Consider the following 25284-nt stretch of genomic DNA (forward strand, 5'->3'; position numbering starts at 1 on the left):
CAGTAGGTTGCTTTGATCAAGCAAGCAATGCGTATTAAAGTATGCTTGATTTTGGAGTTTATATGAAAAAGATTCTCTTCCTTTTTTTGTTTTTAATTTTCCTTTCTTGCATACCAGTATTTGGTGGAATTGGTTATGTAGCTTGGCAAGTTTATGCTGGAAACTATGCGGATTTCGAAAAATCAAGAATTATTGAAATTCTTTCGAAAGAAACAGTTCTGTATTATGCAGATGGTCAATCACAATTAGGAAGTTTGTTTGGTCAAGAGCATAGAATCTATGTAAATATTGATCAAATTCCACAAGCAATGAAAGATTCTATAGTTGCTGCGGAAGATGAAGATTTTTACACCAATATTGGGATTGATCCAAAAGGGATAGTTAGAGCTGCAATTCATAATATAATATTTAAAACAAGGCAGGGTGCTTCAACTATAACTCAACAAACAGTAAAAAATTTATTTGGACGAAAAGAAACAGATTTATATACAAAATTTCAAGAAATGATAAATGCTTTCAAACTTGAAAAAATGTATTCAAAAGATCAAATTCTTGAGTTTTACTTAAATCAGTTTCATGTCACAGGTAATGGCAGAGGAGTTGGTGTTGCAGCAAAATATTATTTTAATAAAAATGTAGAGGATTTAAATTTAATAGAATCTGCATTTATTGCAGGAAGTGTAAAAGGACCTGAAAAATATAATCCATTTACTAAAACTTCTGTTGTTGCGCAAGAAAAAGCTAGAAGAGAAGCATTAATTAGAAAAAATTATGTTTTAGAAAGATTATTAAAAACTCAAAAAATAACTAAACAGCAATATGAAGAATCAGTAAAGGAACAGGTTCCGTTCAATCAAGGTAAGTTCCAGTTTAATGAATTAGCCGTAAATCAAATAATATTAAAACAACTTTCTCGACCTGAGATTTTAACCGCAATAGGTGCAAATAATGTTGATGAAGTTGGTACAATGGGATTAAGACTTACGACTACTTTAGAAAAAAATATTCAATCTGCTTCTCAATATGGGTTAAGACAAAATTTAAGTCGTATACAAATTATTCTTAATGGTTTTAGTGCTGAGCCTCAATCAAATTTTGTAAATATTCAGCGACCAGATCTATATGGATTTTATGTAGGTAAAGTCGAATCTATAGATAAATCAGCAGAAAGTGAGAAAGTAACAGTTAGTTTTGGAATTCCTACTTGCATTATTAATACAGAAGCTCTTGGAAGAACCGCAATTATAGCAGATCAGCCTTACAAACGTGGAAAGAAAAAATCATTAGAAGTACTGTTATCATCACTTCATGTAGGTCAGTATGTTTTAACTAGTGTCAGTAAGATAAAAGATAATCAATTATTTTGTGATTTAGAATCAAGACCAAGAGTTCAAGGTGCTGCGATAGTTTTAGATAAAGGAAAAATAGTGGCAATGGCTGGTGGGTTTTCTTCTAATGAGTATAACCGTGCTATTTTTGCTGAGAGACAACCTGGTTCTTCCTTCAAATTACCAGTTTATTATGCGGCTCAACAATTAGGTTGGACAGTACTCGATCCTTTGCCAAATATTCGTGATGCTTTTATTTGGCAAGGAGTTTTCTACTTTCCTCGTCCTGATCATGCTATTAGTAGTTTAGAAACAACAATTTTGGGAGCAGGAGCAAAATCAGAAAACTTATCCAGTGTTTGGTTATTAAAACATTTATTGGATAAATTAACTTATGATCAATATCTTGACCTATTAAATTTCCTTGAAATTTCTGGGAAGGGAAAAACTTTAGAACAAACATTAAGCTTAATTGCTAATAAATTTAATGCTTCTGCTGATAATGAGATTTATATAAAGAGTGGGATATTAGAAAAAGTTAAAACAGATATGTTATCTGATTTAAGTGTAATTGGCAACAATAGATTAAAAATTTTTCTAAGAACATTACATTATGGGAATGGCTTCGAAAAGCAAGAACAAATCATTGGAGACGATAAGGAATTACCTCCAAAAGAAAAAGAATTAAGATTAAATATCTTAAAAAATAACTTGTTACGTTGGAATAAATTATCAATACAAGCAAAAAAAGCGATTGATTCGTTAAATAAAATTGTAGGAGGATCTAATCTTGCAGAAGTTGACAGAGATTTATTATCTTCTTTTGCCAAAAATGATGATGGAAATCTTGTTTTTCTTGGAAATAGTCCTTGGAAACCAGAAGTTACTTCTGCTTTAGTTTCTTCTACTAAATTAACTCCGTTAAATTTTGATTCATTGTTAACATACGTTAAAGCTAATCCAAATTTATTAAATTCATCTTCAGTGTTACTTGATGGTATAGTAAACGTATCAATTATAGATTCCATAAATTCTGATTTAAACAAAAAATGGAAAGATGTACAATCTGCTCCTGCATTAGAAAGATTATATTGGAACTCTGATTTTAGATATTCGTTAGCTATGTACTACGCTGCGAATATGGTAAATGATATGGGTGTTCAAGAACCTTTAAAATGGGTACCTTCTTTTTCTTTAGGTTCAAATGATGTTACACTTGCAGACCTTGCTTTAATGTATCAAACATTTTTAACCGGTAAAACGTATCGTTACTTTAACACGGCGCAACCTAATCAGTTGTTACTTATAAAACGTATTGAGGATGCAAATGGAAACTTATTGTGGGAAGCAAAAGCAAAAGAATTTCAATTTTCAGATAATTTTTATTCTGCACCTACATTAAATACATTGCGCGGCACGGTAACAGCTGGAACGGCATACATATTAAATAAAAGTGTTATTCTTCGTTCAAACGATGAAGAAATTGATAAACAATTATTATCGTCACCAATCAAAGTACCAGCTTTTGGAAAAACTGGTACAACAAATGAATATAAGAATGGTACATATATTGGCTTCCTACCATACCCTACTACAAAAGGAGATATTCTTTCCCCCGATAATTCATTTACTATAGCAACATATATTGGCTACGATAGTAACGAACCAATGGTAAGAAAAGGGTATAGAGTTTACGGTGGAGCAGCTATCCCTGCTTGGGAAGAAATTGCTGTAGCAATCATTAAAGACCAAGATTACGCTGAAAAACTAGATTGGAAATTTCTGCATAGTAAAAAAGCTCACGTCATCCCGTTTGACTATGGATCTGGACTTTCACAAGTCGTTGTTCCAATAAATTCAGGTGTGACTGTCTCAGCACAAGATCCAGATGATGATGAAAAATCTCAGGTAGATAACCCATATGCCAACGATTACTCTGACACTGGACAACGTTTATTTAAAGTTTACTTACAAGGTTCAACTTCTGATGGAGTATTTATTCCAAAAAGGAAGGTGTCATTTTACAATCCCGTACCTCCACCATCTGCTCCTGTAATAAGTTTAGGAACTTCAGAATCAACTTCTGAAAGTCCTGAAAAACAGACTAATACAGCTCCCATTGTCCCTGTTCCTTTATCAAGTTTTTCAGGCAAACAAACAAATGATGATAAATCATCATTAGATTCAGCAGATGATGAAGAGCTGCCAAAGGCAAAATTGGGTGATAAAAGTAACGATGATATTCCTCCTCCACCACCTGTTTTACAAAAAAATTAAGCTGTAGATTTTATTTTTGTAACTTTTCCACCCCAGAACTCAAGAACCTGCTTGAGTTCTTTCATATCAATTGGCTTGCCAAGATAACCTTCCATTCCAGCATCTAGGCATACTTGCCCTTCAGCACCTCTTGCATGTGCTGTCATTGCAATTATGTGTGGTCTTGAAGAACTTTTTGGATATTTTTGAAGTATTTTTTTAGTAGCCTCAATTCCATCTAATTCAGGCATTTGCACATCCATTAATATGATATCGTAACTATTGCGGGTCAAAGATTCTATTACTTCATTTCCATTAGCAACAATATCACATAAATAACCAAATTTTTTAAGCATATTAGTAATGAGTTTTTGATTAACAACATTATCTTCTGCAACAAGTATTCGTAAAGGAAATGTATCAGATAATTTATTTTGCTCAGTTTTAATTCCTGCACTGTTACCTTTTCTTTTTGCATTTGATGTATCTAGCAACGTATCAAATAACTGCGAATATCTTAATGGTTTTGCTATAGAGGCAGCAAAGCCTATTGGAATAACTTTTTCATCTGCATAATATGTATTTGAATTTTTAAGGAGTGCGATAAAAATTATTTGTCGGTCCATATATTTTGCGATTAATTCATTTCTAATTCTTTCTGAATCAAAATCATCAACTGAAATTAAAACAAAACTAGGTGAAATTTGCGAAGGAATTTCTATTGATTCTTGCTCGCTAGTAGCAATATATGTTTCAACACCCCATTTTTCTATTCTGTCTTTTAAAATATCACCTTGAAGAGTGCTTTTTTCTAATATAAAACAAATTTTATTTTGCAATTGCATAAGTTTATTAGAATATTCAATTTCTTTTTCCTTACTTGCATTAAAGCATTCTTCGGGGTTTATTTTAATGGTAAAGCTAAAAGTAGAACCTTTTCCAATTTCACTTTTGACACCAATATTACCCCCAAGTAGTTCCGTTAGACGTTTTGCAATGCTCAAACCTAATCCTGTACCGCCATACTTTCTAGTTGATGAATCATCAACTTGTGAAAATGATTTAAAGAGTTTTCCAATATCTTTTTTAGAAATTCCTCTACCAGTATCTATCACTTCAATTCTAATGTAGTGTTTTTTTTCTTCGCGTTCATTTTTTACTCTAACTGTTGCATAGCCATTGTTTGTAAACTTAATTGCATTATCTACAAGATGTGTAGTTATTTGTTGAATACGTGTATAATCACTCACAATTATTTTTGAAACATCTTCATCAATAGTATATAAAAGTTGAGTATTTTGACCTGCAGCTGCTGGAGCTAAAAGTTCAAAAACATTCTCTATGCATGAGTTAATTTCAAAAGGAATATGTTCTAATTCTAGTTTATTGGCTTCTAATTTTGAATAATCTAATATTTCATTTATTATGACAAGTAAATTATTTCCGCATATTCTTAAAGTTTCTAAATAGTTTCTTTGTTCTTGATTGAGCTTGGTACCTATTAGGAGTGTTGCCGAACCTAAAATTCCATTTAATGGAGTTCTAAGTTCATGGCTCATATTGGCTAAAAATTCCCCTTTAAGTCTAGTTGATTCTTTAGCTTTTTCTGCAAAGAGGAAAATTTCTTGGTTCCGTTTTTCCATGTCATCTTGTAACTTTCCTAGGCGTAAATATTCAAACACTGATACTGTTAAGGCGTGGAAAAATGCTGATAAATTAATATAAGTAACTATTAGAAGCTCAATTAATTTGCCTGTTTTATTTGGATTAATATAATTATATATTGAAAATATAAAATATGGAATAGCTAAAAAATAAATGCATTTTATCCATGGTTCCATTCTACTCACTGGTAATTTAAATTTCAAATTTATTCTTAGAATATATATATAAAATGCAAGAAGAGGTATTTTAATAAGAAAAGGTGATATTTTCAAAAGACTTTCATCATTAATTAATGTAATTGTTAATTCAGTCCAACATATTATTGAATATATAGCTGCTATATTAGAAAAAAGTAAATATTGTTTAATACCACTTAAATAAACCAAACGAAAAAGTAAGAATATAGCTGTAACCATCCAAGCAGACAAACAGTAAAAGCTTATATAAACCTTTGGATTAATAAAATTTGTATTCGCTAATTGTAGAGATAAACAAGCAACAAAAAAACATGCAACAGTTCTTATATCTGATAAGAAGTAAGAAACTTTCCAATAAAATTTATTATCTATTCCGTACATAAAAAACCTTATTATTTAACATTTCCCCATTTTTTCAAATTCTCTTCTAAAACTTTTATCTGAATTGGTTTTGTCATGTAATCATCCATTCCTGCATTTAAGCAACGTTCCTTATCACCAGCCATTGCATTTGCAGTAAGAGCTATGATGATAGGCTTAGGGTTTATTTCATTACTTGCTTTTATATTTCTACTTGCATCAAGACCATCCATAACAGGCATTTGTAAGTCCATTATTATGATGTCAAATTTTTCTTTTGTTGCAGCTTCTACTGCAAGAGCTCCATTTTCAACAAGTTTTGCTGTATAACCAAGTTTCTTTAAAATACTTAAGATCAGTTTTTGGTTAACAACATTGTCCTCAGCAACAAGAATTTTTAATTCTTGAGTAGATTTTGTAGTACTTTCTTGAGATGACATAGATGCTAATTCCTTAAGAGGTTCTTTTTTACTATCTAAATTTTTTTCTACATTTTCTTGATTTGAAATATTTATATTTGGAGAATTTTCACTGTTTTTAAAGACTTCAGGAGCTGAATTTTGTTTATTTTTATTAAGATCTATATTTGTCTCAGACAATTCAATCCATTTTTTTAGAGAATCTTGTAGAACTTGGAACTGAATTGGTTTTGAAATATAGTCGTCCATTCCAGCATCGAGACATCTTTCTTTATCACCGGGCATTGCATTTGCGGTGAGAGCAATTATTTTAGGACGTTTTCTTCCTCTAGAATTGATGATTATATTTTTTGTGGCATTTATTCCATCCATTTCGGGCATTTGTAAATCCATCAAAATAATATCATAATTTCCACATTCTTCTTCTTCAACTGCTAGTTTTCCGTTTTCCACTAGCTTTGGTTCAAAGCCCATTTTCTTTAAAATGCTTACAATTAATTTTTGATTTACAGGATTGTCTTCAGCGACTAAAATTTTTGTTTGTTTAATTTTTTCGGTAGATAAGAAATTTCCTAATAAACTTATTGATGCATCTTGTTGTGTTTTTATAGTAGAATTTTCGATTTTTTTCTTTTTATGAATGATATTGGTTATTGTCTTTGCTAATGTTTCAGTTTTTAAAGGTTTTGTAATTGTTTCATCAGAAATTTGTGGTAAATCAGGATTCGCATTTTTACCTAAAGAAACAAGTGCTATGGAAGGGATTTTTCCTATTGGGTTAATTTGATTTGCTTTTAAAAACATAATAGCTTTTTTGCTTTCAGAAACAATGTCAACTATTAAAATTTTAAATTCTTCTATTCCTAATGTATTTTGCGCTTCCTCAAATTTTGAAACTATTTTTGCATTAATTTTCCATTGTTTAAATCTTCTTCCCAAAATATAACGCATAGTAGGATTTTCTGAGATAACCAAACATTTTAAACCTATAAATTCTTCTGTGTTATACCTTGCTGGAGTCGTTATATTTGGAATTTGGCATTTTAAAGTAAAGATAAAACGAGTTCCTTTACCAACTACACTTTCTACCCAAATTTTACCTTTCATGAGTTCTATAAGTTGAGCAGAAATAGCAAGACCAAGTCCAGTACCGCCAAATTTTCTTGAAATTGAAGCATCGGTTTGTGAGTAAGCTTTGAATAATTTTTTTATTTTACTAGCAGGAATTCCTATACCTGTATCTTTTACTTCAAAAAGTAATTCTACAATGTTATCCTCAATTTGATCAATTTGAGTCACACCAATAAATACTTCACCTTTTTCTGTAAATTTAAGTGCATTATTGCAAAGGTTTAAAAGAATTTGACCAATTCTTTTACTATCACCAATAATTTCCTGCGGAACAGAGGGTTCAATAAAATATGTTAAATCTAGACCTTTTTCAAAACTTTTTGGACTAACAACATCAATAACACTTTCAACTAACTCTGAAACATCAATTACTTCTTTGCTTAATATAATATGACCAGATATTAAATTTGGTAAATCAAGAACTTCATTAATAAGCTTCATTAGATTGTTACTACTAATTGTAATCATACTTAAAAGTCTACGTTGTTCATCACTTATGTCTGTGTCATTTAATAACTCAGCATGTCCAATAATGCCATTTACTGGTGTCCTAATTTCATGACTCATAGTTGCTAAAAAATTTTCTTTTGCTTGTTCTGATTTTTGGGATTCAATATGCATCAAACTAAGTTCACCCATTTTTCTAGCTAGATTAATTGAAATTTCATGAATTTTATTAAATTCTGTTGTAAGTTTAATTTGATTTCTAAAAGATAAAATTCCTAATGTAAAAAAAGTAGCTATTTCATTTAGAAAAGGAAATATAGTAGAACTATAATTTAATTGACTACCTAATTGGAATGTTGTGCAAAAAAGTGCTGTAAATAAAGTACATAATATTAATTCATTTTTTTCGTTTTTTAATGGTAAATTTTCAATTGAAGTAATTAAAAAACTTATTGGAACTAAATAACAAAAACAAATAGTGTAATTTCCATTAATATTTAATAGACTAAAAATTGGTATGATTAATAAACTCATATATATAAAGTAAAATGTAGGATTTTCTTCTTTCTTTACATCAAAAATCATATTATTATGTTTTTTGATAGTAAAAATTAAAGAAATATTTAATACAATTGCATACCAATTTAGCATATTTAATGTAGAAATGATTAGAAATCTTTCTTGATCCAAAAGAAAATTGTTAGTAGATAAAAAAAGTTTAGCAAAAAGATTTGTCAGGATAAATATTTGCGAAAAGTAATGAATTATTGAATAAGGTTTTCTAGAGAACTTTCTTCTAAAAGTAAAAAAAGAAATCAAGGAAAGTGATAACAAAATATTTCCAATAAAGATGACAAGTTCAAATTTATTAAAGATATTTTCGATTGCTTTTGTATAACTAATAAATCCTAATAGAAGTGAAAGGGCAAAAACACCTATTACCCAATTTCTTCTGCGCAAAAAAGTAATATTTTGAACTTTTTCTTCTAATTCAGGAAACATTTAATTTTTCCTTAGCAAACTTTTTTCCCAATCACCTAATCGGACATTTAGGAATTGCTCTTTTCTTTTGAGTCTTAAAAAATGACAGCCTGCTAAATTATTGACATTATCTTCAGATAAAAAAGAGAAAACCGACATTTTAGCATTATTAATGGATAACTAAGAGGGGTAGATTGATAAATATAACTTATAAATTTATATTTACAAATAATAGAGAAGTGAAGTTTACTGTTGATTTGGACAGACCAGTATTATTTACAACTAATCCCAAAGATCCAGATGTGGAATGGACTAATTTAGATTTTAATAAATGTTCAAATTGTCCTTTAAATAGCGCAGAAATAAAAAAATGCCCCACAGCTCTTGATGTTCAACATGCAATGCTTGAATTTCATGATGTTCTATCAACAGAAATTGTAAAAACTTATGTTGAAACTGAAAATAGATCTTATTTTAAAGAATGCGATGCACAAACAGGTTTAAAAGCCTTGGTGGGACTAATTATGGCAACAAGTGGGTGTCCTATTTTAAAGGAAATGAAGGGGATGGCATATTTTCATCTTCCTTTTGCAACAATTGAAGAAACAGTATTTCGCTCTGTAACGACATATTTACTTAAACAATATTATAAATTTATTGATAAACAAGAACCGGATTGGTCTTTGCAGAATATTCCAGCTTATTTTGATACCATTCAGATAGTTAATGAATTTTTTTTTCAAAGAATTAAAGCTGCGAGCAAAGCCGATGCCAATTTAAATGTGATAGTTTCGTTATCATCGCAATCACAATTAATTTCTTTATCTATTGATGAATATCTAGAATCTTTGAAAGAACTCATTGTGGGAAAATAGACAATTACAATAACTGTGAATTAATGATAAACTTATCATTTTCAGGTAAGCACTTTAAAACTTTAACATTAAATTCACCACTTTTCTTTAAAGTAGTTGCAGCTTTTGGGCTATCTATAGTTAATTGAGATCCTTCTTTAAACTGAAATTTAGCTGAAAAAGTAACAGTTGTTTGGGATAATTTGGTGATTACAATTTCAACATCTATAGGCATATTTGTAATTTTAGCTAAGATCTCAAGACTTGATTCTCCTGTTTGAGAAGCTGTAGGTGCTACTTTTGTTGCAGTTGCTGCGCTAGGAGTAGGTGTTCCAGGTTTTGCGGCAATTGGTGTTGCGGTTTTTGGTGCCTGAGCTGGGGCTGCACTTGCTTGAACTGGTGCAGAAGCTTGTGCTGGTTGGGCTGAACCTACTTTTGGTTTTGTTGGTGGAATACTTCCATCGAGTAATTTTTTTAATTTTGTTTTCAAAACTTGAATATCAACTGTTTTATGAATGAGGTCATCGGGATTTAATTCTTCTATCTTTGCTTGATCTAGTTCACCTTTTTTTCCAGTAAGAAAGACTACTTTTATATCTTGTTTTTGCTTTAACTTATTAATAAATTCTAAGGTTTGATATCCATCTAAATTCGGCATGAGAACATCAAGTATGACCAAGTCAATCAAATGATCATTCAAAATTTTAAGCGCATCTAATCCACTTTTTGCCTCATAAAAAGCATATCCAAGTGAATTTATAATCCCTTTTAAAAAGATTCTTGTTTCAGCTGCATCATCAACAATGAGTATGGTTTTTGTAGCCACTTTTTCCTCTATTATGAAGCTTCTAGCTCTTTTATTTTATTTTTTAATACATCAGGTACAATTTTTATAACAGCATCTATTCTTTTGAATACATCAGGAGCATCGTCTAGTTTTTTTGAAAATCCAATATCCTCTAATATTTGGCAATCTTCAGCCAGTGACACTAAGCCAATAAGTCTTGAGCTAGATTTCAAAGTATGAGCAGCTCTCTCAATAATTGCTGCATCACTATTTTGCATAGCAGAAGAAAGTTCCTTAATTCTTTCTGGAAGATTATTTAAGTATACACTCATTAATTGGACAATAAGTAAACGATCAGAATACTCTTCATCACCATTACCTAATTCTTTCATGCTATTAATGACTTCTTCATCTAGCAAGTTTTTATTATTCATAGTTATTTTGGAATAACCCCTCTATATTTTGGTTCAGCAGGTGTTTCATTTAATTTATCAATTTCTAAGATTTTTTGTTGAGCTCTTTCAAATTTAGGATCGTATTTTAAGATTTGTTGACAAACTTTTTTCGCGCGATCATAATCTTTCATACTAACTAAACAAAGAACTTTGTTATACATTATTTTAACATCATTTGGAGTAATTTTAAGAGCTAAATTATAACTCGAAATTGAATCTTCAAATTTCCCCATTTCTTTATAGCAAATTCCAATACTATTTAAAAAACTTGGATTTTTGGGATCTTGTTCAACAGCCCTTTGAAGAAACTCAAGTGCTTTATCTTTTTTCTTTTGTGCAAGAAAATTTCTACCAACTTGTGCATAGAGTTTTGGATACACAATTTTCATATTAATTGCGCGCATTAAATAACTCTCTGCTTCTTCATATAATTCGCAGCGCGTTAATACATTTGCAACTTCTTCATAACGTATTGGATTTTTCGGATTTATTGATAATGCTTGATCAAAAGCTTTTAAAGCAGCTTGTTTTCTATCTGAAGCAAGTAGACAAACCCCAAGATCAAAATAAGCTTGAGGGTAATTTTTATTATTTTGCATAGCTAATCTTAAATTTTTTTCAGCTTCAGGAATATTTCCTAAGGCTCTATAACAGCGTGCTACACCAACAAATGCTCTTGCAGATGATAGGCTTTTGGCTGAAATATTCTTATAAGCTTCAAGAGCATTTTCATATTCACCACTAATGTAAAGATAACGAGCCAGCTCGTAGTCTATTTCAATATTGCCTGTATCACGGTATTTTACTAATGTTTGAGAAATTTGAGTAGATAAGTCTTTCATGACAAATGGAATTTTTAAATATCCATCGGGAGCAGCTTCGGGGAAGCGTAGAGTATCTTCCTTAGTTAACTCTGGGCCTACCATTAAAATAGGAGTTCTTTTTATTTCAACGTTTTCTCTTAATTCAGTTAAAAATTCTAGTCCATTTATTTGTCGCATATCTTTTTCACAGATTATGAAATCAAAGTTTTTTTCCTGCAAAAATTTTAGCGATTCTCCTTCACTCACTCCCTCATAGACATTTTTAAAACCTAATGTTTTTAACGACTTTACGATTCCCTCACGTGAAGCTGGAGAATCATCAACAACGATAAAATTCATTTCTGGTGAAAGTTCTATGACGTTTCCTGCCATATTTTTTCTCAACCTCAGAAAAAGGATATTTTTTTCAGTCTATCATGTCCTTCTTGAAAAGTAGATCGACTGGTGTGTCAACCCCTTTATTTTTGTTACATTCTCGGCAAGCTGGAACAACATTGCCTGGAGTGGTGGTTCCAAAACGGGCTAGCGGAACAATATGATCCATGGTAAGGTCTTTAAAAGCAAATTTTTTTCCACAATAGTAGCATAAACCAGAAGCACATTTTTGTTGCCACCAACGGCTTTTCTTTGCGGCTTTTACTTTAGCTTTTTCACGCCTGATGTGTTCTTCATCAGCAAATTCATAACTATTTAACATCATATATTTTTTCTATGCTGCACGTGGAGAAGGTGTTTCATCTCCATTGTTTGGTTTTATTTTTATTCTTGAAATAGGGAGCTTTATGGTAAAAGTAGTTCCTTCTCCAACAACAGAAGCTAATACTAGATCACCTGCATGTTCTTTGACAATATTTTTTACTATACTAAGTCCTAATCCTGTTCCTTCGCCTTTCGGCTTTGTAGTAAAAAAGCTATCGAAAATTTTTGGCATAATATCTTCAGGAATGCCTTCTCCTGTGTCTGAAATACTGATATTAAATGTTTGGCTCTCTACATAAATACGTATTTGTAATTCTTTTTTTGATGCCGTCCGCATTGCATCACATGCATTGCTCATTAAATTCATTAGCACTTGTTCAAATTTATTGGGATAACATAACAACTGCGCTAATCTATATTTATCTTCTATTTTTATTTCAACTTTTACTACCAAAGAGCGGATTTTTTGTTTTACTAAAAACAAACTATTTTCTATCACTTCTTCAATATCTTTATATTCTTCCTCTTCTTCTTTAGCGTCTTTTCTTGAATAATTTCTTAAATGATCTACAAGTTTATTTATTTTGCTACAAGCTTTGTTAATTTGTAACATGTGTGAATTTACACAATCAATATCTTTTGTTTCTAAATGTTTTAAATCGTCTTTAATATCTTCACAAGTTAATTGTATCATTGTTAGTGGACCGCGGATATCATGAATTACAGTAGCAGAGAGTTCTCCTAAAGCAGCCAATTTTGAGATATGTAAAATTTGTGAATTTAAATGTAGATTTTCTTTTTTCAATCTAATATTTTTAATGCATTTTTTAATAATAGGAATGACATCATTTTTTATTGAAAATGGTTTTTGAATAACTTCAAAGCATTCCGATTTATGAGATTTTTCAAGAATTTTATTATTTATATAACCTGACATAATAATAACTATAGCATCATCATTTTTTCTTTTAATTCCTTGAATTAAGGAAAAACCATCTCCATCGGGTAATTGAACATCAATTAAATACAGATCAAATTCGCTATCAGCTCGGAAAATTAAACTTTTTGCTTCATTGTATTTTTTTACAATTTTTGTTGTAAAATTAAAGGCTTCTAATTCTTTTTGGAGACGATTGGCAATATCCTCATCATCTTCTATTATTAGGATGTTTAGCTTCCCTAATTCCATGTTGAACCTTTAGTTCCTCTTTCTAAAATCTTGACAATAAGGAATCGGTAAAATTCAAATTAAATTTAGGTAATTAAAGATTTCTAAACTACCTTCGGAACTGTTAACTATCTGTTTCTTTATCTGTTTTTTTAGTTTCTTTAATTTCTTGCTCAATTTTTTTTCTTTCTTTTTCATGAATAAATTTTCTTGTTTCAAATGCAAATTCAATTTTGGAAGCATATTCTTTGAAATTGTTTATAATTTCAATAAGTTCTATATGGTCATTTTTATTTTGTAAATTTTGATAAATTTCATTAATTTTTTCAATGCCTTTTCCTGATAAATCTCTACAGGTCTCAAGGGTCTCAATACAATCTAGTTGGTATGTGTGTGCCTCATTTAACACTTGTAAAGTATTTTCAATAATAGACTTTCTAACTTCTCTTCTAGAAACATAAATAAAACTCCCACCCAAAATTGTAGCGGCAAAAAAAGTTATAATAAAAACTGAAGGAAGATATTCTAAAAGTAAATCATCTGAAATTCTAATACTTATTGCTTTATCTTGAATTAATCTTGTTAATATTTCTAAAGTAAAAGTAATTTTATTAAAGCTTTCGCTTTCTTTTTGCATGAATTTTAATATTTCATTATAATTTTTTGAATTTGATTCAAGAAAATTTTCTATTTCTCTCTGTAAATTTAATGTGTAATTATTAACTATAGGAAGAAGCTCTTGAGCTTTATTAGTCATAAATGCATCAATATTAAATTTATTAATTTCTTTAGTATGAGAAACAATTGCTATAAAATCTTTTCTTAATTCTTTTAAAAAATTTGAATTTATTTGTTGCAACTCTTTTTCACTTATTTTTTCTCTATCTGTTAAGATAAATTTATAAATATTTGAATTACTTCTTGCTAAAGTTTCTTTTGTTTCCAGTATTTCTTTTTGTGCAAGAAAATAGTGATCTGTTAGACCTAGAATTTTTTTCTTTAACTGATTAACATATATTGAACCAAATAAACTATTTAATAGTAAAAAACATATTAGTAGTACTGCTAAAAAATTGATTATCCAACCCAAGTGAGGTCTGCGCTTGATAAGTTGCATAAATCTTATTTCCAATAAAGTTAAAATATAAACTTATATCGGCGAAAAATTTATGAAGAGATAGGCTGAAAAAATTTACCAGAACGTACAAATTCAAACCAAGGCAATAAGTGAGGATGACGGTTACTAATAAATTCTAGTGAGTTAGGACAATTTTTAGCAATCCAATGCTCTAATATTAGTTCTTTTTCAAAATTTGATAAAAGAAAAGATTTTTGAAAACTAGAAAGTTGTTCCCTTAAATTTTGTATAATAATACCTGCACAAACTGAGACATTTAATGATTCAGTAAATCCATACATCTGAACAGAGACGTAACAATCAGCGTAATTTTTCCATTCTGGAGAAACCCCGTGCAATTCACTACCGAAAATAAGAGCTATTTTGTTTTCCCCAAGAAACTCCTTAAATTCTTCCTTATGAAAGGAATTTGAAGCAAATGAAGGAATATGACTAATATAGTGGTCTGCTGTACGCGAAAAATCAGGTAAAGAAACTAAAGCTATTTTGTAATTACTTTTTTTTAATATTTTTGCACATTCAGCTATACTTTCTAACCTTTTGGGTAAAAGCCACTGACTGGCTCCTCTGTCGATAGTATCTGCTGTTCTAAATCGCATGGCATGATTTGAGTACAAGAAAAATAAATCCATAAATCCAAATGAATCAATAGTTCTTAAAATAGCACTGATATTATGAGCATGATGAGTATTTTCAAACACTGTTAATACTTGTCTGCTTCTGCTTTGAACGATTCTTTCCATTTTAGCCATGCGATTTTCAGTAAAAAAGCCTTTTAATGTGGCTGAAATTTTTCCAAAGTTATTTTCAAAGTTCTTTGGAATGAAGTATTGTGTAGGCACATTTGAAGAAGTAGTCGATTCCGTCAAAATCATTTTTTTCCTTTCTCCCCTTTTTTGCGAGGATGTCTATGTCTACTCAAAATATAAACCTTTCAGCAACAAGAAAATTTATACCTGGTCAGCCTGCCCCTACTGGAATTCAATTAAATACAAAAGGATGGTTACAAGAAGCTCCTCTAAGAATGCTGTTAAATAATTTAGATGCGCAAGTAGCAGAAAATCCTAATGAATTAATTGTTTATGGTGGACGTGGAAAGGCTGCTAGAAGTTTACAAGATTTTCAGCAAATTATAACAGCTTTGTGTGAACTTGAAGACGATGAAACCTTACTTATTCAAAGTGGAGCTGCAGTTGCAAGAATTAAAACATGGGTTAATGCGCCAAGAGTTCTTCTAGCTAATAGTAATTTAGTTGGAAATTGGGCAAATTGGGAGCATTTTGATGTCTTAGAAAAACAAGGTCTAATGATGTATGGCCAAATGACAGCTGGGAGTTGGATCTATATAGGTTCTCAGGGTATTGTACAGGGTACATATGAGACATTTTATGAAGCATTTCAGCAACATTATCAAGGCAATACAAAAGGAAAATTCATTTTTTCTAGCGGCTTAGGTGGAATGGGAGGCGCTCAACCATTAGCAGCAGTTTTAACAGGATCTTGTTTTTTAGGAATAGAGGTTGACCCAAAAAGAGCTGAGATGCGATTAAAATCCCGTTACTTAGATGAAATACATTGGGACATTGATTCTGCAATGAGTTCTTTAAATAACGCTCTGCAAGAAGGAATTGCAAAAAGTATTGCTCTAGTAGGAAATGTAGTCGATATTCTTCCTAAACTAATGGAACGCAAAGATTTTACTCCTAGTTTAGTTACCGACCAAACTTCAGCACATGATCCTACATATGGTTACGTTCCAGAAGGATATACTCTAGAACAATTAAATATTGAAAGAAAAGAAAATCCTAAAAAGGTTGAACAAAAAGCTCTGCAATCAATAAAGAAACATGTTTCTTATTTGCTTGAATTAAAAAAAAGAGGAATTCCAACATTTGATTATGGAAACAATATTCGTGCAATGGCAAAAAAGGTGGGATTAGAAGATGCTTTTAATATAAAAGGATTTGTTCCTGAATACATTCGTCCATTGTTTTGCAAAGGAAAAGGACCATTTCGTTTTGCATTATTGAGTGGTGATCCCCATGAATTAGAATTAGCTGATAAAGCTTTAATGAATTTATTTCCACAACATGATGATATTCAAAGATGGTTAAATTTAGCTCCCAAAAGAATATCTGTTCAAGGTTTGCCTGCCAGAATTTTGTGGTTGGGATATGGAGATAGATTAAAAGCAGGTTTACTCTTAAATGAGATGGTAAAAACTGGGAAAATAAAATGTCCAGTTGTTATTGGAAGAGACCATCTTGATTGTGGAAGTGTTGCTTCGCCATATCGAGAAACAGAAGGAATGCAAGACGGAAGCGATGCAGTTGCTGATTGGGCATTACTAAATGCATTTGGAAATATCTCTAGTGGAGCTACTTGGGTTAGTTTCCATCATGGCGGTGGAGTAGGAATGGGTTACTCCTTGCATGCAGGAATGGTAATTGTTGCAGATGGAACTTTAGAAGCTGATGAACGTTTGAAAAGAGTTTTAACTTTTGATCCTGCAATGGGAATATTTAGACATGCTGACGCTGGATACGAGATTGCAAAAAATATTGCGCAGGAAAAGATGAGTAAAAATGTAACTTGCGAAACGCCTTGTTACTATCCACGTAATCATTTTTCTCTGAGGTGAATTCATGGCTGGAAAGATCTGGTATACAAAAAAAAATAAAAAAATAATTTTTAAAAATTCTCCGTGTGTAGTTACTTTTCAAGATTGGAAAGAACTTGAGCATAATATTTCTACACAAAAAGACATGAAAATTTTAAAAAATTGCGATGTTATTATTGACGATGGAATTTTTCAAGCTATAGGTGAAAATGAAAGTAACAAAATAAAGAATATAGAAGATTATCAATTAATTGATGCATCAGAACTTGTACTCATGCCAGGGCTTATTGATTGTCATAATCATCCTATTTTTGCAGGAAGTCGAGCTAACGAAACAGTTCTAAAATCCCAAGGGATGACTTATGAAGAGATTGCTGCAAAAAATGGTGGTGGTATTGCAGCAACGATGAAAGCGACGAGAGAAGTTTCGAAAGAAAAGTTAAGTGAAATTTTTAAGACGAATGCAAAAATAGCTTTATCAAGGGGTGTGGTTCTTTTAGAAGCAAAAACAGGTTATGGATTAAATCCAAAAGAAGAAAGAAAAATGCTTGAAGCAATTTATCATTCTTATTTGGGCGAAGATTTTTATGAACTTCCTGCAGTCGCACCAACTTATCTGGGTCCGCATGCTGCAAGTCCTGAATATCGTGGGCTGGATAATTATTTACAAGCCTTAATAGAAGATTTACCAAATATTGCTTCAATGGGTGAAGAAGCTACTAAAAAAGGAATAGCATTTCCTCTAGCGGCGGATATTTTTTTAGAAAGAAATTATTTTTCCAAAGAACAAGCTGAACGTTGGTTGGGAGCTGCACTACAACATGGTTTAGATGTGCATATTCATTCAGATGAATTTTCCCGTTGCGGAGGGGCAGAATTAGCTGCAGAATTAGCTAGACGAATTGAACAAACGGCCTCGAAGAAAAGAATTAAAGGACGAGTTTTAACCGTAGATCATTGTCAATATTCTACTGAATCAGATTTGGGAAGACTTGCAAGTTTAGGTGTAGTAGCAGTTGCGTTACCTTGTACAAGTTTTTTTAGTAGAATTCCCTATGTAGATGCAAAAAAATGGCGCTCTTCAGGTGTGCGAGTTGCTATAGCAAGTGATTATAATCCAGGAAGTTCAATCATGAACAATTTATGGTTTGCTTGTTACTTAGCATTATCTCATTGTGCCTTTTCTCTGCCTGAAGTCTTTGCTGGTGTTACTATAAATGCTGCCATCGCTACAGGAACAGAAGAATTTTATGGTACTTTAGAGCAAGGGAAAAAAGCATCCTTAGTTGCTTTTGAAGGCAATTGTGTAGAAGACTTTTTTGCTTCACCAATTGGCGATCATGTAAAACATGTAGTTGTTTAATTGTAAAATTTTTCATTTTTATTAAAGGAAATTTACATGGCAAATTCAAAGACGTTAAGAATAGTTTATTGGGTTGCAACTTTACCGTTTATTGCTGTCATGCTTTTCTCAGCTTACATGTACTTTACTCTTTCTCCACAAGCATTAGATGGAATTAGAAGCCTAGGATATCCTGTATACTTATTAAAAATTTTAGGAACTGCAAAATTACTTGGAAGTTTAGCAATTTTATTTGGTTTTTTTAAGACATTAAAAGAATGGGCTTATGCTGGATTTGTCATTAATTTATTGGGAGCTGCTGCTTCGCATTATTTTGTTCATGATCCCATTATGAAAGTTTGTGCTCCATTATTTGTTTTAATTTTTGTTCTAATTTCTTACATGCTTTGGAAGAAAAAATAATATTTATGAATTAAAAAAGGGAGTGCAACCGCACTCCCTTTAGTTTTTAGCAATTAAATAATTAGCGCATTAACATCGCTTCTGAAACTTGTTCATTGGGTTGAACAACAGGTTTTTCAGAGCGTCTCATAAGCATTGCACATGAAGTGCTTAAAAAACCAACAAGTAGAATTCCACAGATAAACTTACCTAGTTTCATAATTACCCTCCTAGTAATAAAAGCCTAGTTCTGGATATTACTTTATTAAAACGTTTATGTAAAGTTTTGTTTTTAAAATAATCAATTAAAATAAATTTATTAATTTGTATTGAAAATACCAATTAAATCTAAATCAATTCCTCCATCACGAATGAGTACTGGTGGTTCTTGAGAAAAATCAATAATAGTGGATACCTTTATTGGAATTTGTTCTCCGTCATCAATAGCAATATTTATTAAATTTTTTGCAGCTTGGTTCCAAATTTTATTTACATCCGTCCACCAAAAATCATCTTTGGTATCCTCGTTAAAATAATCTTGCTCAATGAGTTCCTCTTCATCTGTAACACTTGTAACTAGCAAAGGATGATCAAATTCTCTCACGATATTTTCAACAATGGGATGACTTGAAATTCGCACACCAACTGTTTTTCTTTTTGGGCCCGCAGCAATTTTAGGAGTATTTTTTGAGCAAGGAAGAATAAGAGTATATGCTCCAGGCCAAACACGTGATGCCAAACGAAAAATTTGAGTTGAGAGGTATGCTATTTTGCTTACTTGCGAGATATCTTTGCAAAGTAAACTAAATGGTTTATTTTTTGGGTGGCCAGGGCGGAGCTTTAAAAATTTTTCATGAGTGCTTTCTAATGAAGCACTTCCTATATAACAAAATCCTGTTTCACTTGGCGCAAGGATAATTCCTCCGCCGTCAATTATTTCGATCACTTTTTTGATCTGCCTTTTATCAGGATTCTTTTGATGTATGCTTAAAAATTGAGTCATGAGATTGCCTTCTTTCTCATTATGAGAGAATGAACTTTTACAATGTGAAAATGAGTTTGTCATTTTATCTTTTTTGGTTGCTTGAGATTCTTTCACATTTTGTTGAAGGCAAGTTGACATATGTTTTGTTATGAATTCTTATGGCACCGAAAATGTAGCACGCCAGGGGAGGAAATATCCGAGATGGATGCTTTTTACGCTACTATTATTGAAGATTTAAAAAATATTGTTGCTGCTGATGCTTGGCAGTTTGAGGAAAGAGAGCGGTTTGCTCAGGAGCAAACACTTATCATCCCAAAAGAAAAAATTGTGGAAGTTATGTTATGTTTAAGAGACAAACATCATTTTCAATTTCTTATTGATGTTACAGCGGTTGATTGGCCTCAGCGTAACAAGCGTTTTGATGTTGTGTATCATTTACTTGCACCAGTTGAAAAAAAACGTTTGCGTGTAAAATGTGTTGTTGGTGAGCAAGAATCGATTTCTTCTATTCAACATATTTGGAAAAGTGCAAATTGGGCAGAGCGCGAAACTTGGGACATGTTCGGAATACAATTTGCAGGACATCCCGATATGCGTAGAATTTTGACGCATCACGAATTTCAAGGGCATCCTCTTCGGAAAGACTATCCTGCGGATAAAAATCAATCCATGCGTGGAGAAGCATTAGAAAATACTTTTGATAAAGATCGCGAACGTCTGATGAAAAAGTATGATCATGAAGATCTCATGTGGATAAACATTGGTCCAGCACATCCAGCAACTCATGGTACTTTAAGGTTTATGTCTGTGATTGATGGAGCTGAGCGCATAAAGGAAATGGATGTAGAAATTGGTTATTTACATAGATGTTTCGAGAAAATGTGCGAAACTCACAATTATAATCAAGTCATTCCCTATACAGATAGATTAAACTATTGTTCAGCTCCAATGAATAATAGTGCATTTTGTGAAACAATTGAAAAATTAATTGGAGTTAAAGTTCCACCAAGAGCGCAAGTAATGCGTATGATTATTGATGAACTTTCAAGAATTATAGATCATTACGTTTGTATTGGTGCAAATTTAGTAGATTTAGGAGCTATCACAAGCTTTTTCTACTTGTTTGAAGAACGTGAATTAGTTTATTCATTGTTTGAAAAATTATGTGGAGCTAGATTAACTGTTTCTTTAATGCGTATCGGTGGAATGGGATTTGATATCCCTGACGGCTGGTTGGTTGAATGTGAAAAAGTTGTCGACAGCATTGAAAAGAAACATATGGAAATAGAATCTTTGGTAACAAATAACAGAATTTTTGTGCAACGGACGAAAGGTTCTGGAATTTTACCAAAAGATCTTGCGGTGCAGTTTGGGTATACAGGTCCTTGTTTAAGAGCAACAGGTTTTGAATACGATATTAGAAAAGAAGAACCATATTGGATGTATGATCAGGTTGACTTTGATATTCCAGTAGGAACAAACGGTGATACTTATGATCGTTACCTTGTTCGGATGGAAGAAGTTCGGCAAAGTATAAAAATATTGCGCTGGTGTTTTAAAAACATGCCTGATGGAGCAATAAATGTTCCAGATAAAAATATTGTGTTACCTTCTAAAAAAGATGTCTATGGTAACATTGAAGGACTGATGAATCATTTTATGTTAATTATAAATGGAGTCCAACCTCCTAAAGGCGAGGTGTATCACAGACATGAAGCTGCAAACGGAGAGCTTGGTTTTTATGTGATATCTGACGGCAGTGGAAATCCTTATAGAGTAAAATGTCGTGCTCCTTGTTTTTCTATCTTAAGTGGATTCCCAACAATGGTGCATGGAAATTTCTTAGCTGATGCAGTATCAGCACTTGGAAGTATCAATATTATTGCAGGCGAACTTGATAGATAAGGGGCAATTTATGCCAGTTTTTTCACCAGAATTGATCAAAATAATAGAAGGCTTTGTAAAGCGCTATGAAACAAAGCGCTCAAGTATTTTGCCTATCTTGCATGCAATCCAAGACGAAAAAGATTGGATTTCTGATGCTGATGTAGATGAATTAGAAAAACAATTTGGTCTTTCAGCAGTTGATGTGAGAGAAGTTTTAACATTTTATACTATGTATCGCAAAAGCCCCCCAAAGCCATACCGTTTTGAAATTTGCAAAAGCATTTCTTGTTGGTTAATGGGGGCAAATGATTCTATAAAAGCTGTAAAGCACGAAATAGAAAAAGCTCAGAAAGAGGGAAGAGATCTTCCTTTCGAAGTGCATGGAGTAGAATGTTTAGGGCAATGCGGTTATGCTCCATCAACTTTGATAAATAAAGATCGACATAATAACGTAACACCTGAAAAGGCTCTTGCTCTAATTAAAGAATATAGTGCAAAAGAATTGCCAAAAGCTGCAATTAATTGCGCAAATAATTTGAAGAAATAAAAGGAGACTGATTCATGCCAGTTATTACAAACGAATACCAAGGCCGGAAGCCTGACGAGTATCGTATATTGCTTGGACTTGAAGGTCATCCAGACTCACGTAGTATTAAGACGTATAAAGAAAAAGCAGACGGTTATAAAGCTTTAGAAAAAGTTTTAAAAGGTGGAATGTCATCAGAAGATGTTATTAATACCGTGAAAGCATCGGGCTTAAGAGGCCGAGGTGGAGCTGGTTTTCCAACAGGATTAAAATGGAGTTTCGTTCCAAAAGGGCCTGGTGAAAAATATTTAATTACAAATTTTGATGAAGGTGAACCTGGAACTTATAAAGATTGTTACATTGCTGAAGTAACACCGCATTCACTTGTAGAAGGAAAAATTATTGCTTCATATGCAATTGGTGCGCAAAAAAGTTATATCTATGTGCGCGGTGAATTTTACAATGAAATTAAATGGTGCGAACAAGCTATACAAGAAGCTTACGATGCTGGTTATTTAGGTGAAAATATAATGGGCTCTGGATTCACACATCATATGGATGTCTATTCTGGAGCAGGGGCATATATTTGTGGTGAAGAAACTGGATTAATTTCATCGTTAGAAGGTAAAAAAGGGCAGCCTAAATTAAAACCACCATTTCCTGCTGTAAAAGGTTATTTAGGAAAACCAACAGTTGTAAATAACGTTGAATCTCTTGCTGTAGTTCCATGGATCATAAATCACGGTGCTGAAGCGTATAAAAAATTTGGAACTGAAAAATCACCCGGAACAAAGTTATTTAACGTTAGTGGTCCTATTGCGCGCCCAGGTTGTTACGAAATCCCCTTAGGTTATCCACTTATGCGTTTTCTAAATGAAGATTGTGGAGGACTTATCCAGGGTAAGAAATTGAAAGCAGTGATCCCAGGAGGATCATCTGCACCTGTTCTTACTGCAAAGGAATGCGAATCTGTTACTTTAGATTATGAATCAATTGCCGCTGCAGGATCAATGCTTGGATCTGGCGCTATAATTGTTATTCCTGAAGATGTTCGTATGCCTGATGTACTTGAAAATTTAATGGACTTTTATTCTCATGAATCCTGTGGGCAATGTACTCCTTGTCGTGAAGGAACAGGTTGGTTGTATAAAATGTCCAAACATATTTTGAAAGGGAATGCTTCTAAAGCAGATTTCCAAAGAATTAATACTGTTGCAAATAATATGCGAGGTAAAACTATTTGTGTTCTTTCAGATGCGGCTGCGGATCCTGCGAGAGCTATCATTGCAAAATTTGCGCATGAATTTGAACCATATTTAAAAGGATAATTATAATGTCAGAAACTGTTACGTTAACAATTGATGGCAAAGAAATTACTGTCCCAAAAGGAACTTCGGTTATTGAAGCCACCGAATTATTAGGAATTGAAGTTCCTAGATTTTGTTGGCACCCAGGTCTTTCTGTTGCAGGTGTTTGCCGTTTTTGTATGGTTAAAATTGAAGGCATGCCTAAGTTGCAAATTGCTTGTAACACGACTTGCACTGAAGGAATGAAAGTTACGACAACAAGTGATGATGTAAAAGATGCTCATAAGTGGGCGCTTGAATTTCATTTAATCAATCATCCTCTTGATTGCCCAATCTGTGATCAAGCGGGCGAATGCGAATTGCAAAATTATTATATGAAAGTTGGAAAGTACTCATCACAAATGGATGAAGATAAAGTACTTAAACCAAAAGCACTCGACGTTGGTGACAACCTTGTTTTAGATACAGAACGTTGTATTTTATGTTCACGTTGTGTTCGATTTGAAGATGAAGTAACAAAAACAAGTTCTTTGGGTATTTTTAATCGTGGTGATCATTCTGTAATTGGAACATTTCCAAATAGAAAAATACAACATAACTATAGCTATAATATTGTTGATATATGTCCAGTGGGTGCCTTTACAGCAAAAGATTTTCGCTTTAAGTGCCGTGTCTGGTTTTTAAGTGAAACGAAAACAATATGTCCAGGTTGTTCAACCGGCTGTAACGTTACTTTGTTTCAAAATAAAAATCAAAGACAATATTATCGATTAAAGCCAAGAAAAAATAAAGAAGTTAATGGGCATTGGATGTGTGATTATGGCCGTACAATGTATGAACATTTAAATGCTGAAGAAAGATTAGCTGTTCCGTTAGCTGGTGGAAAATCACTATCATGGTCAGATGTTAATAAAAAGCTTACTGAAAAACTTGCAACCTATAAAGGTAAGTCTGAAAAAGTAGCTTTAGTATTAACTCCTCAATATACAAATGAAGAGTATCAAGTCATTCTTGAAACGTTAAAAAATGTTATTGGAGTGCAATTCAAAACATTTATATGGCGTGATCCTAGCGAGAAACTAAACGACTTTGATGGTATCTTGTTTCGTGGTGATAAAAACCCTAATACCGCAGGTCTAAAGCAGGTATTAGAAAATCAAAGTATAAGTGCTGTTTCATTAGGTGATAGTTTCGCTCCTCTGGCTGAACAACATGCGGAAGTTGTTTTTGTTTTTGGTCCAGAAATGGAGAAGTCTTATACGCAATATGCAAATGAAATAAATCGTTTTGCTGAATTACCAAATGTTATTTATTTTGGCTCTTCTAAAAATCCAGCAACTAAAAAGTTTTCTTTAGTTATACCGACAAAAGTTTTTGCTGAAAAAAATGGAACGTTTGTTAATTACAATGGAATCAACCAAAAATTAAAAGCAAACCCACCTGTATTTCCAGCAATGTTAGGTATTGAAGATATTTTTTCTGCAATAAAAATTTAAGAGGCAAAAG

At 32.1% G+C, this 25284-nt stretch carries 20 protein-coding genes; 9 read left to right on the forward strand and 11 right to left on the reverse strand.

Going from position 1 to position 25284, the window contains the following annotated elements:
• Nucleotides 1–62 precede the first annotated feature (62 nt).
• On the forward strand, nt 63–3605 hold the full coding sequence (locus GOY08_RS07640) for a transglycosylase domain-containing protein (protein WP_158998304.1): 3543 nt from the start codon (nt 63–65) through the stop codon (nt 3603–3605).
• On the opposite strand, the gene GOY08_RS07645 is transcribed toward GOY08_RS07640, so the two are convergent.
• Both GOY08_RS07645 and GOY08_RS07650 read right to left on the reverse strand, forming a co-directional pair.
• Nucleotides 3602–5827, reverse strand: a complete 2226-nt coding sequence (locus GOY08_RS07645; protein ID WP_158998305.1) for an ATP-binding protein — start codon at nt 5825–5827, stop codon at nt 3602–3604. The genes GOY08_RS07640 and GOY08_RS07645 overlap by 4 nt on opposite strands.
• 11 nt (nt 5828–5838) lie before the next feature.
• Nucleotides 5839–8805: a response regulator gene (locus GOY08_RS07650; RefSeq protein ID WP_158998306.1), complete on the reverse strand. Its 2967-nt coding sequence runs from the start codon at nt 8803–8805 to the stop codon at nt 5839–5841.
• Between the two features lie 173 nt (nt 8806–8978).
• On the opposite strand from GOY08_RS07650, the gene GOY08_RS07655 reads away from it, so the two are divergent.
• A complete protein-coding gene (locus tag GOY08_RS07655; RefSeq protein ID WP_158998307.1) occupies nt 8979–9659 on the forward strand; it encodes a DUF6901 family protein in 681 nt (226 codons plus the stop codon).
• A 4-nt stretch (nt 9660–9663) separates the two neighbouring features.
• Here the strand turns inward: GOY08_RS07655 and GOY08_RS07660 are convergent, their stop codons facing one another.
• The 7 genes from GOY08_RS07660 to GOY08_RS07690 all read right to left on the reverse strand — a co-directional run bounded on the left by GOY08_RS07660 (nt 9664) and on the right by GOY08_RS07690 (nt 15584).
• Complete coding sequence (locus tag GOY08_RS07660; protein ID WP_158998308.1) at nt 9664–10464, reverse strand: response regulator; 801 nt, start codon at nt 10462–10464, stop codon at nt 9664–9666.
• Between the two features lie 11 nt (nt 10465–10475).
• Nucleotides 10476–10859, reverse strand: a complete 384-nt coding sequence (locus GOY08_RS07665; protein WP_158998309.1) for an Hpt domain-containing protein — start codon at nt 10857–10859, stop codon at nt 10476–10478.
• A gap of 2 nt (nt 10860–10861) precedes the next feature.
• Nucleotides 10862–12076 carry a tetratricopeptide repeat protein gene (locus GOY08_RS07670; protein WP_158998310.1) on the reverse strand — a complete coding sequence of 405 codons (1215 nt, stop codon included), beginning with the start codon at nt 12074–12076 and terminating at the stop codon, nt 10862–10864.
• 34 nt (nt 12077–12110) lie between these two features.
• The gene (locus GOY08_RS07675) at nt 12111–12404 is read right to left on the reverse strand and encodes an HNH endonuclease (RefSeq protein WP_158998311.1); all 294 of its coding nucleotides are present in this window, start codon (nt 12402–12404) and stop codon (nt 12111–12113) included.
• 9 nt (nt 12405–12413) lie between these two features.
• Nucleotides 12414–13592, reverse strand: a complete 1179-nt coding sequence (locus GOY08_RS07680) for a hybrid sensor histidine kinase/response regulator (protein ID WP_158998312.1) — start codon at nt 13590–13592, stop codon at nt 12414–12416.
• Between the two features lie 103 nt (nt 13593–13695).
• Nucleotides 13696–14688: a hypothetical protein gene (locus GOY08_RS07685; protein ID WP_158998313.1), complete on the reverse strand. Its 993-nt coding sequence runs from the start codon at nt 14686–14688 to the stop codon at nt 13696–13698.
• 50 nt (nt 14689–14738) lie between these two features.
• Entirely contained in the window at nt 14739–15584 is an 846-nt protein-coding gene (locus GOY08_RS07690) for a TrmH family RNA methyltransferase (protein WP_158998314.1), read from the reverse strand.
• A 29-nt stretch (nt 15585–15613) separates the two neighbouring features.
• Between GOY08_RS07690 and hutU the strand changes: the two genes are divergently transcribed.
• From hutU to GOY08_RS07705, 3 genes are read left to right on the forward strand one after another with little or no spacing between them, the layout of a single operon-like run.
• Nucleotides 15614–17350: a urocanate hydratase gene (hutU, locus tag GOY08_RS07695; RefSeq protein WP_407947661.1), complete on the forward strand. Its 1737-nt coding sequence runs from the start codon at nt 15614–15616 to the stop codon at nt 17348–17350.
• A 4-nt stretch (nt 17351–17354) separates the two neighbouring features.
• Nucleotides 17355–18692, forward strand: a complete 1338-nt coding sequence (locus tag GOY08_RS07700) for an amidohydrolase family protein (RefSeq protein WP_158998316.1) — start codon at nt 17355–17357, stop codon at nt 18690–18692.
• Between the two features lie 36 nt (nt 18693–18728).
• Entirely contained in the window at nt 18729–19094 is a 366-nt protein-coding gene (locus GOY08_RS07705; protein ID WP_158998317.1) for a DoxX family protein, read from the forward strand.
• 61 nt (nt 19095–19155) lie between these two features.
• Here the strand turns inward: GOY08_RS07705 and GOY08_RS07710 are convergent, their stop codons facing one another.
• Nucleotides 19156–19293, reverse strand: a complete 138-nt coding sequence (locus tag GOY08_RS07710; protein ID WP_158998318.1) for a hypothetical protein — start codon at nt 19291–19293, stop codon at nt 19156–19158.
• A gap of 99 nt (nt 19294–19392) precedes the next feature.
• On the reverse strand, nt 19393–20076 hold the full coding sequence (locus GOY08_RS07715; RefSeq protein ID WP_158998319.1) for an L-threonylcarbamoyladenylate synthase: 684 nt from the start codon (nt 20074–20076) through the stop codon (nt 19393–19395).
• A 183-nt stretch (nt 20077–20259) separates the two neighbouring features.
• On the opposite strand from GOY08_RS07715, the gene nuoD reads away from it, so the two are divergent.
• Genes nuoD through GOY08_RS07735 form a run of 4 tightly spaced genes read left to right on the forward strand, consistent with a single transcriptional unit; the run spans nt 20260 to nt 25274 of the window.
• The gene (gene nuoD, locus GOY08_RS07720) at nt 20260–21963 is read left to right on the forward strand and encodes an NADH dehydrogenase (quinone) subunit D (RefSeq protein WP_158998320.1); all 1704 of its coding nucleotides are present in this window, start codon (nt 20260–20262) and stop codon (nt 21961–21963) included.
• A gap of 10 nt (nt 21964–21973) precedes the next feature.
• Nucleotides 21974–22492: an NADH-quinone oxidoreductase subunit NuoE family protein gene (locus tag GOY08_RS07725; protein WP_158998321.1), complete on the forward strand. Its 519-nt coding sequence runs from the start codon at nt 21974–21976 to the stop codon at nt 22490–22492.
• Between the two features lie 14 nt (nt 22493–22506).
• Nucleotides 22507–23799 carry an NADH-quinone oxidoreductase subunit NuoF gene (gene nuoF, locus GOY08_RS07730; protein WP_158998322.1) on the forward strand — a complete coding sequence of 431 codons (1293 nt, stop codon included), beginning with the start codon at nt 22507–22509 and terminating at the stop codon, nt 23797–23799.
• Nucleotides 23800–23804: 5 nt separating this feature from the next.
• On the forward strand, nt 23805–25274 hold the full coding sequence (locus tag GOY08_RS07735; RefSeq protein ID WP_158998323.1) for a 2Fe-2S iron-sulfur cluster-binding protein: 1470 nt from the start codon (nt 23805–23807) through the stop codon (nt 25272–25274).
• Nucleotides 25275–25284: the final 10 nt, after the last annotated feature.

It is taken from the genome of Pigmentibacter ruber (assembly GCF_009792895.1).
Lineage (GTDB): Bacteria > Bdellovibrionota_B > Oligoflexia > Silvanigrellales > Silvanigrellaceae > Silvanigrella > Silvanigrella rubra.

Coding starts and splice junctions, on each gene's coding strand:
- GOY08_RS07640 (WP_158998304.1), top strand. CDS start 63: ATGAAAAAGATTCTCTTCCTTTTTTTGTTTTTAATTTTCCTTTCTTGC.
- GOY08_RS07645 (WP_158998305.1), bottom strand. CDS start 5,827: ATGTACGGAATAGATAATAAATTTTATTGGAAAGTTTCTTACTTCTTA.
- GOY08_RS07650 (WP_158998306.1), bottom strand. CDS start 8,805: ATGTTTCCTGAATTAGAAGAAAAAGTTCAAAATATTACTTTTTTGCGC.
- GOY08_RS07665 (WP_158998309.1), bottom strand. CDS start 10,859: ATGAATAATAAAAACTTGCTAGATGAAGAAGTCATTAATAGCATGAAA.
- GOY08_RS07670 (WP_158998310.1), bottom strand. CDS start 12,076: ATGGCAGGAAACGTCATAGAACTTTCACCAGAAATGAATTTTATCGTT.
- GOY08_RS07675 (WP_158998311.1), bottom strand. CDS start 12,404: ATGATGTTAAATAGTTATGAATTTGCTGATGAAGAACACATCAGGCGT.
- GOY08_RS07680 (WP_158998312.1), bottom strand. CDS start 13,592: ATGGAATTAGGGAAGCTAAACATCCTAATAATAGAAGATGATGAGGAT.
- GOY08_RS07685 (WP_158998313.1), bottom strand. CDS start 14,688: ATGCAACTTATCAAGCGCAGACCTCACTTGGGTTGGATAATCAATTTT.
- GOY08_RS07690 (WP_158998314.1), bottom strand. CDS start 15,584: ATGATTTTGACGGAATCGACTACTTCTTCAAATGTGCCTACACAATAC.
- hutU (WP_407947661.1), top strand. CDS start 15,614: ATGTCTATGTCTACTCAAAATATAAACCTTTCAGCAACAAGAAAATTT.
- GOY08_RS07700 (WP_158998316.1), top strand. CDS start 17,355: ATGGCTGGAAAGATCTGGTATACAAAAAAAAATAAAAAAATAATTTTT.
- GOY08_RS07705 (WP_158998317.1), top strand. CDS start 18,729: ATGGCAAATTCAAAGACGTTAAGAATAGTTTATTGGGTTGCAACTTTA.
- GOY08_RS07710 (WP_158998318.1), bottom strand. CDS start 19,293: ATGAAACTAGGTAAGTTTATCTGTGGAATTCTACTTGTTGGTTTTTTA.
- GOY08_RS07715 (WP_158998319.1), bottom strand. CDS start 20,076: ATGACTCAATTTTTAAGCATACATCAAAAGAATCCTGATAAAAGGCAG.
- nuoD (WP_158998320.1), top strand. CDS start 20,260: ATGGATGCTTTTTACGCTACTATTATTGAAGATTTAAAAAATATTGTT.
- GOY08_RS07725 (WP_158998321.1), top strand. CDS start 21,974: ATGCCAGTTTTTTCACCAGAATTGATCAAAATAATAGAAGGCTTTGTA.
- nuoF (WP_158998322.1), top strand. CDS start 22,507: ATGCCAGTTATTACAAACGAATACCAAGGCCGGAAGCCTGACGAGTAT.
- GOY08_RS07735 (WP_158998323.1), top strand. CDS start 23,805: ATGTCAGAAACTGTTACGTTAACAATTGATGGCAAAGAAATTACTGTC.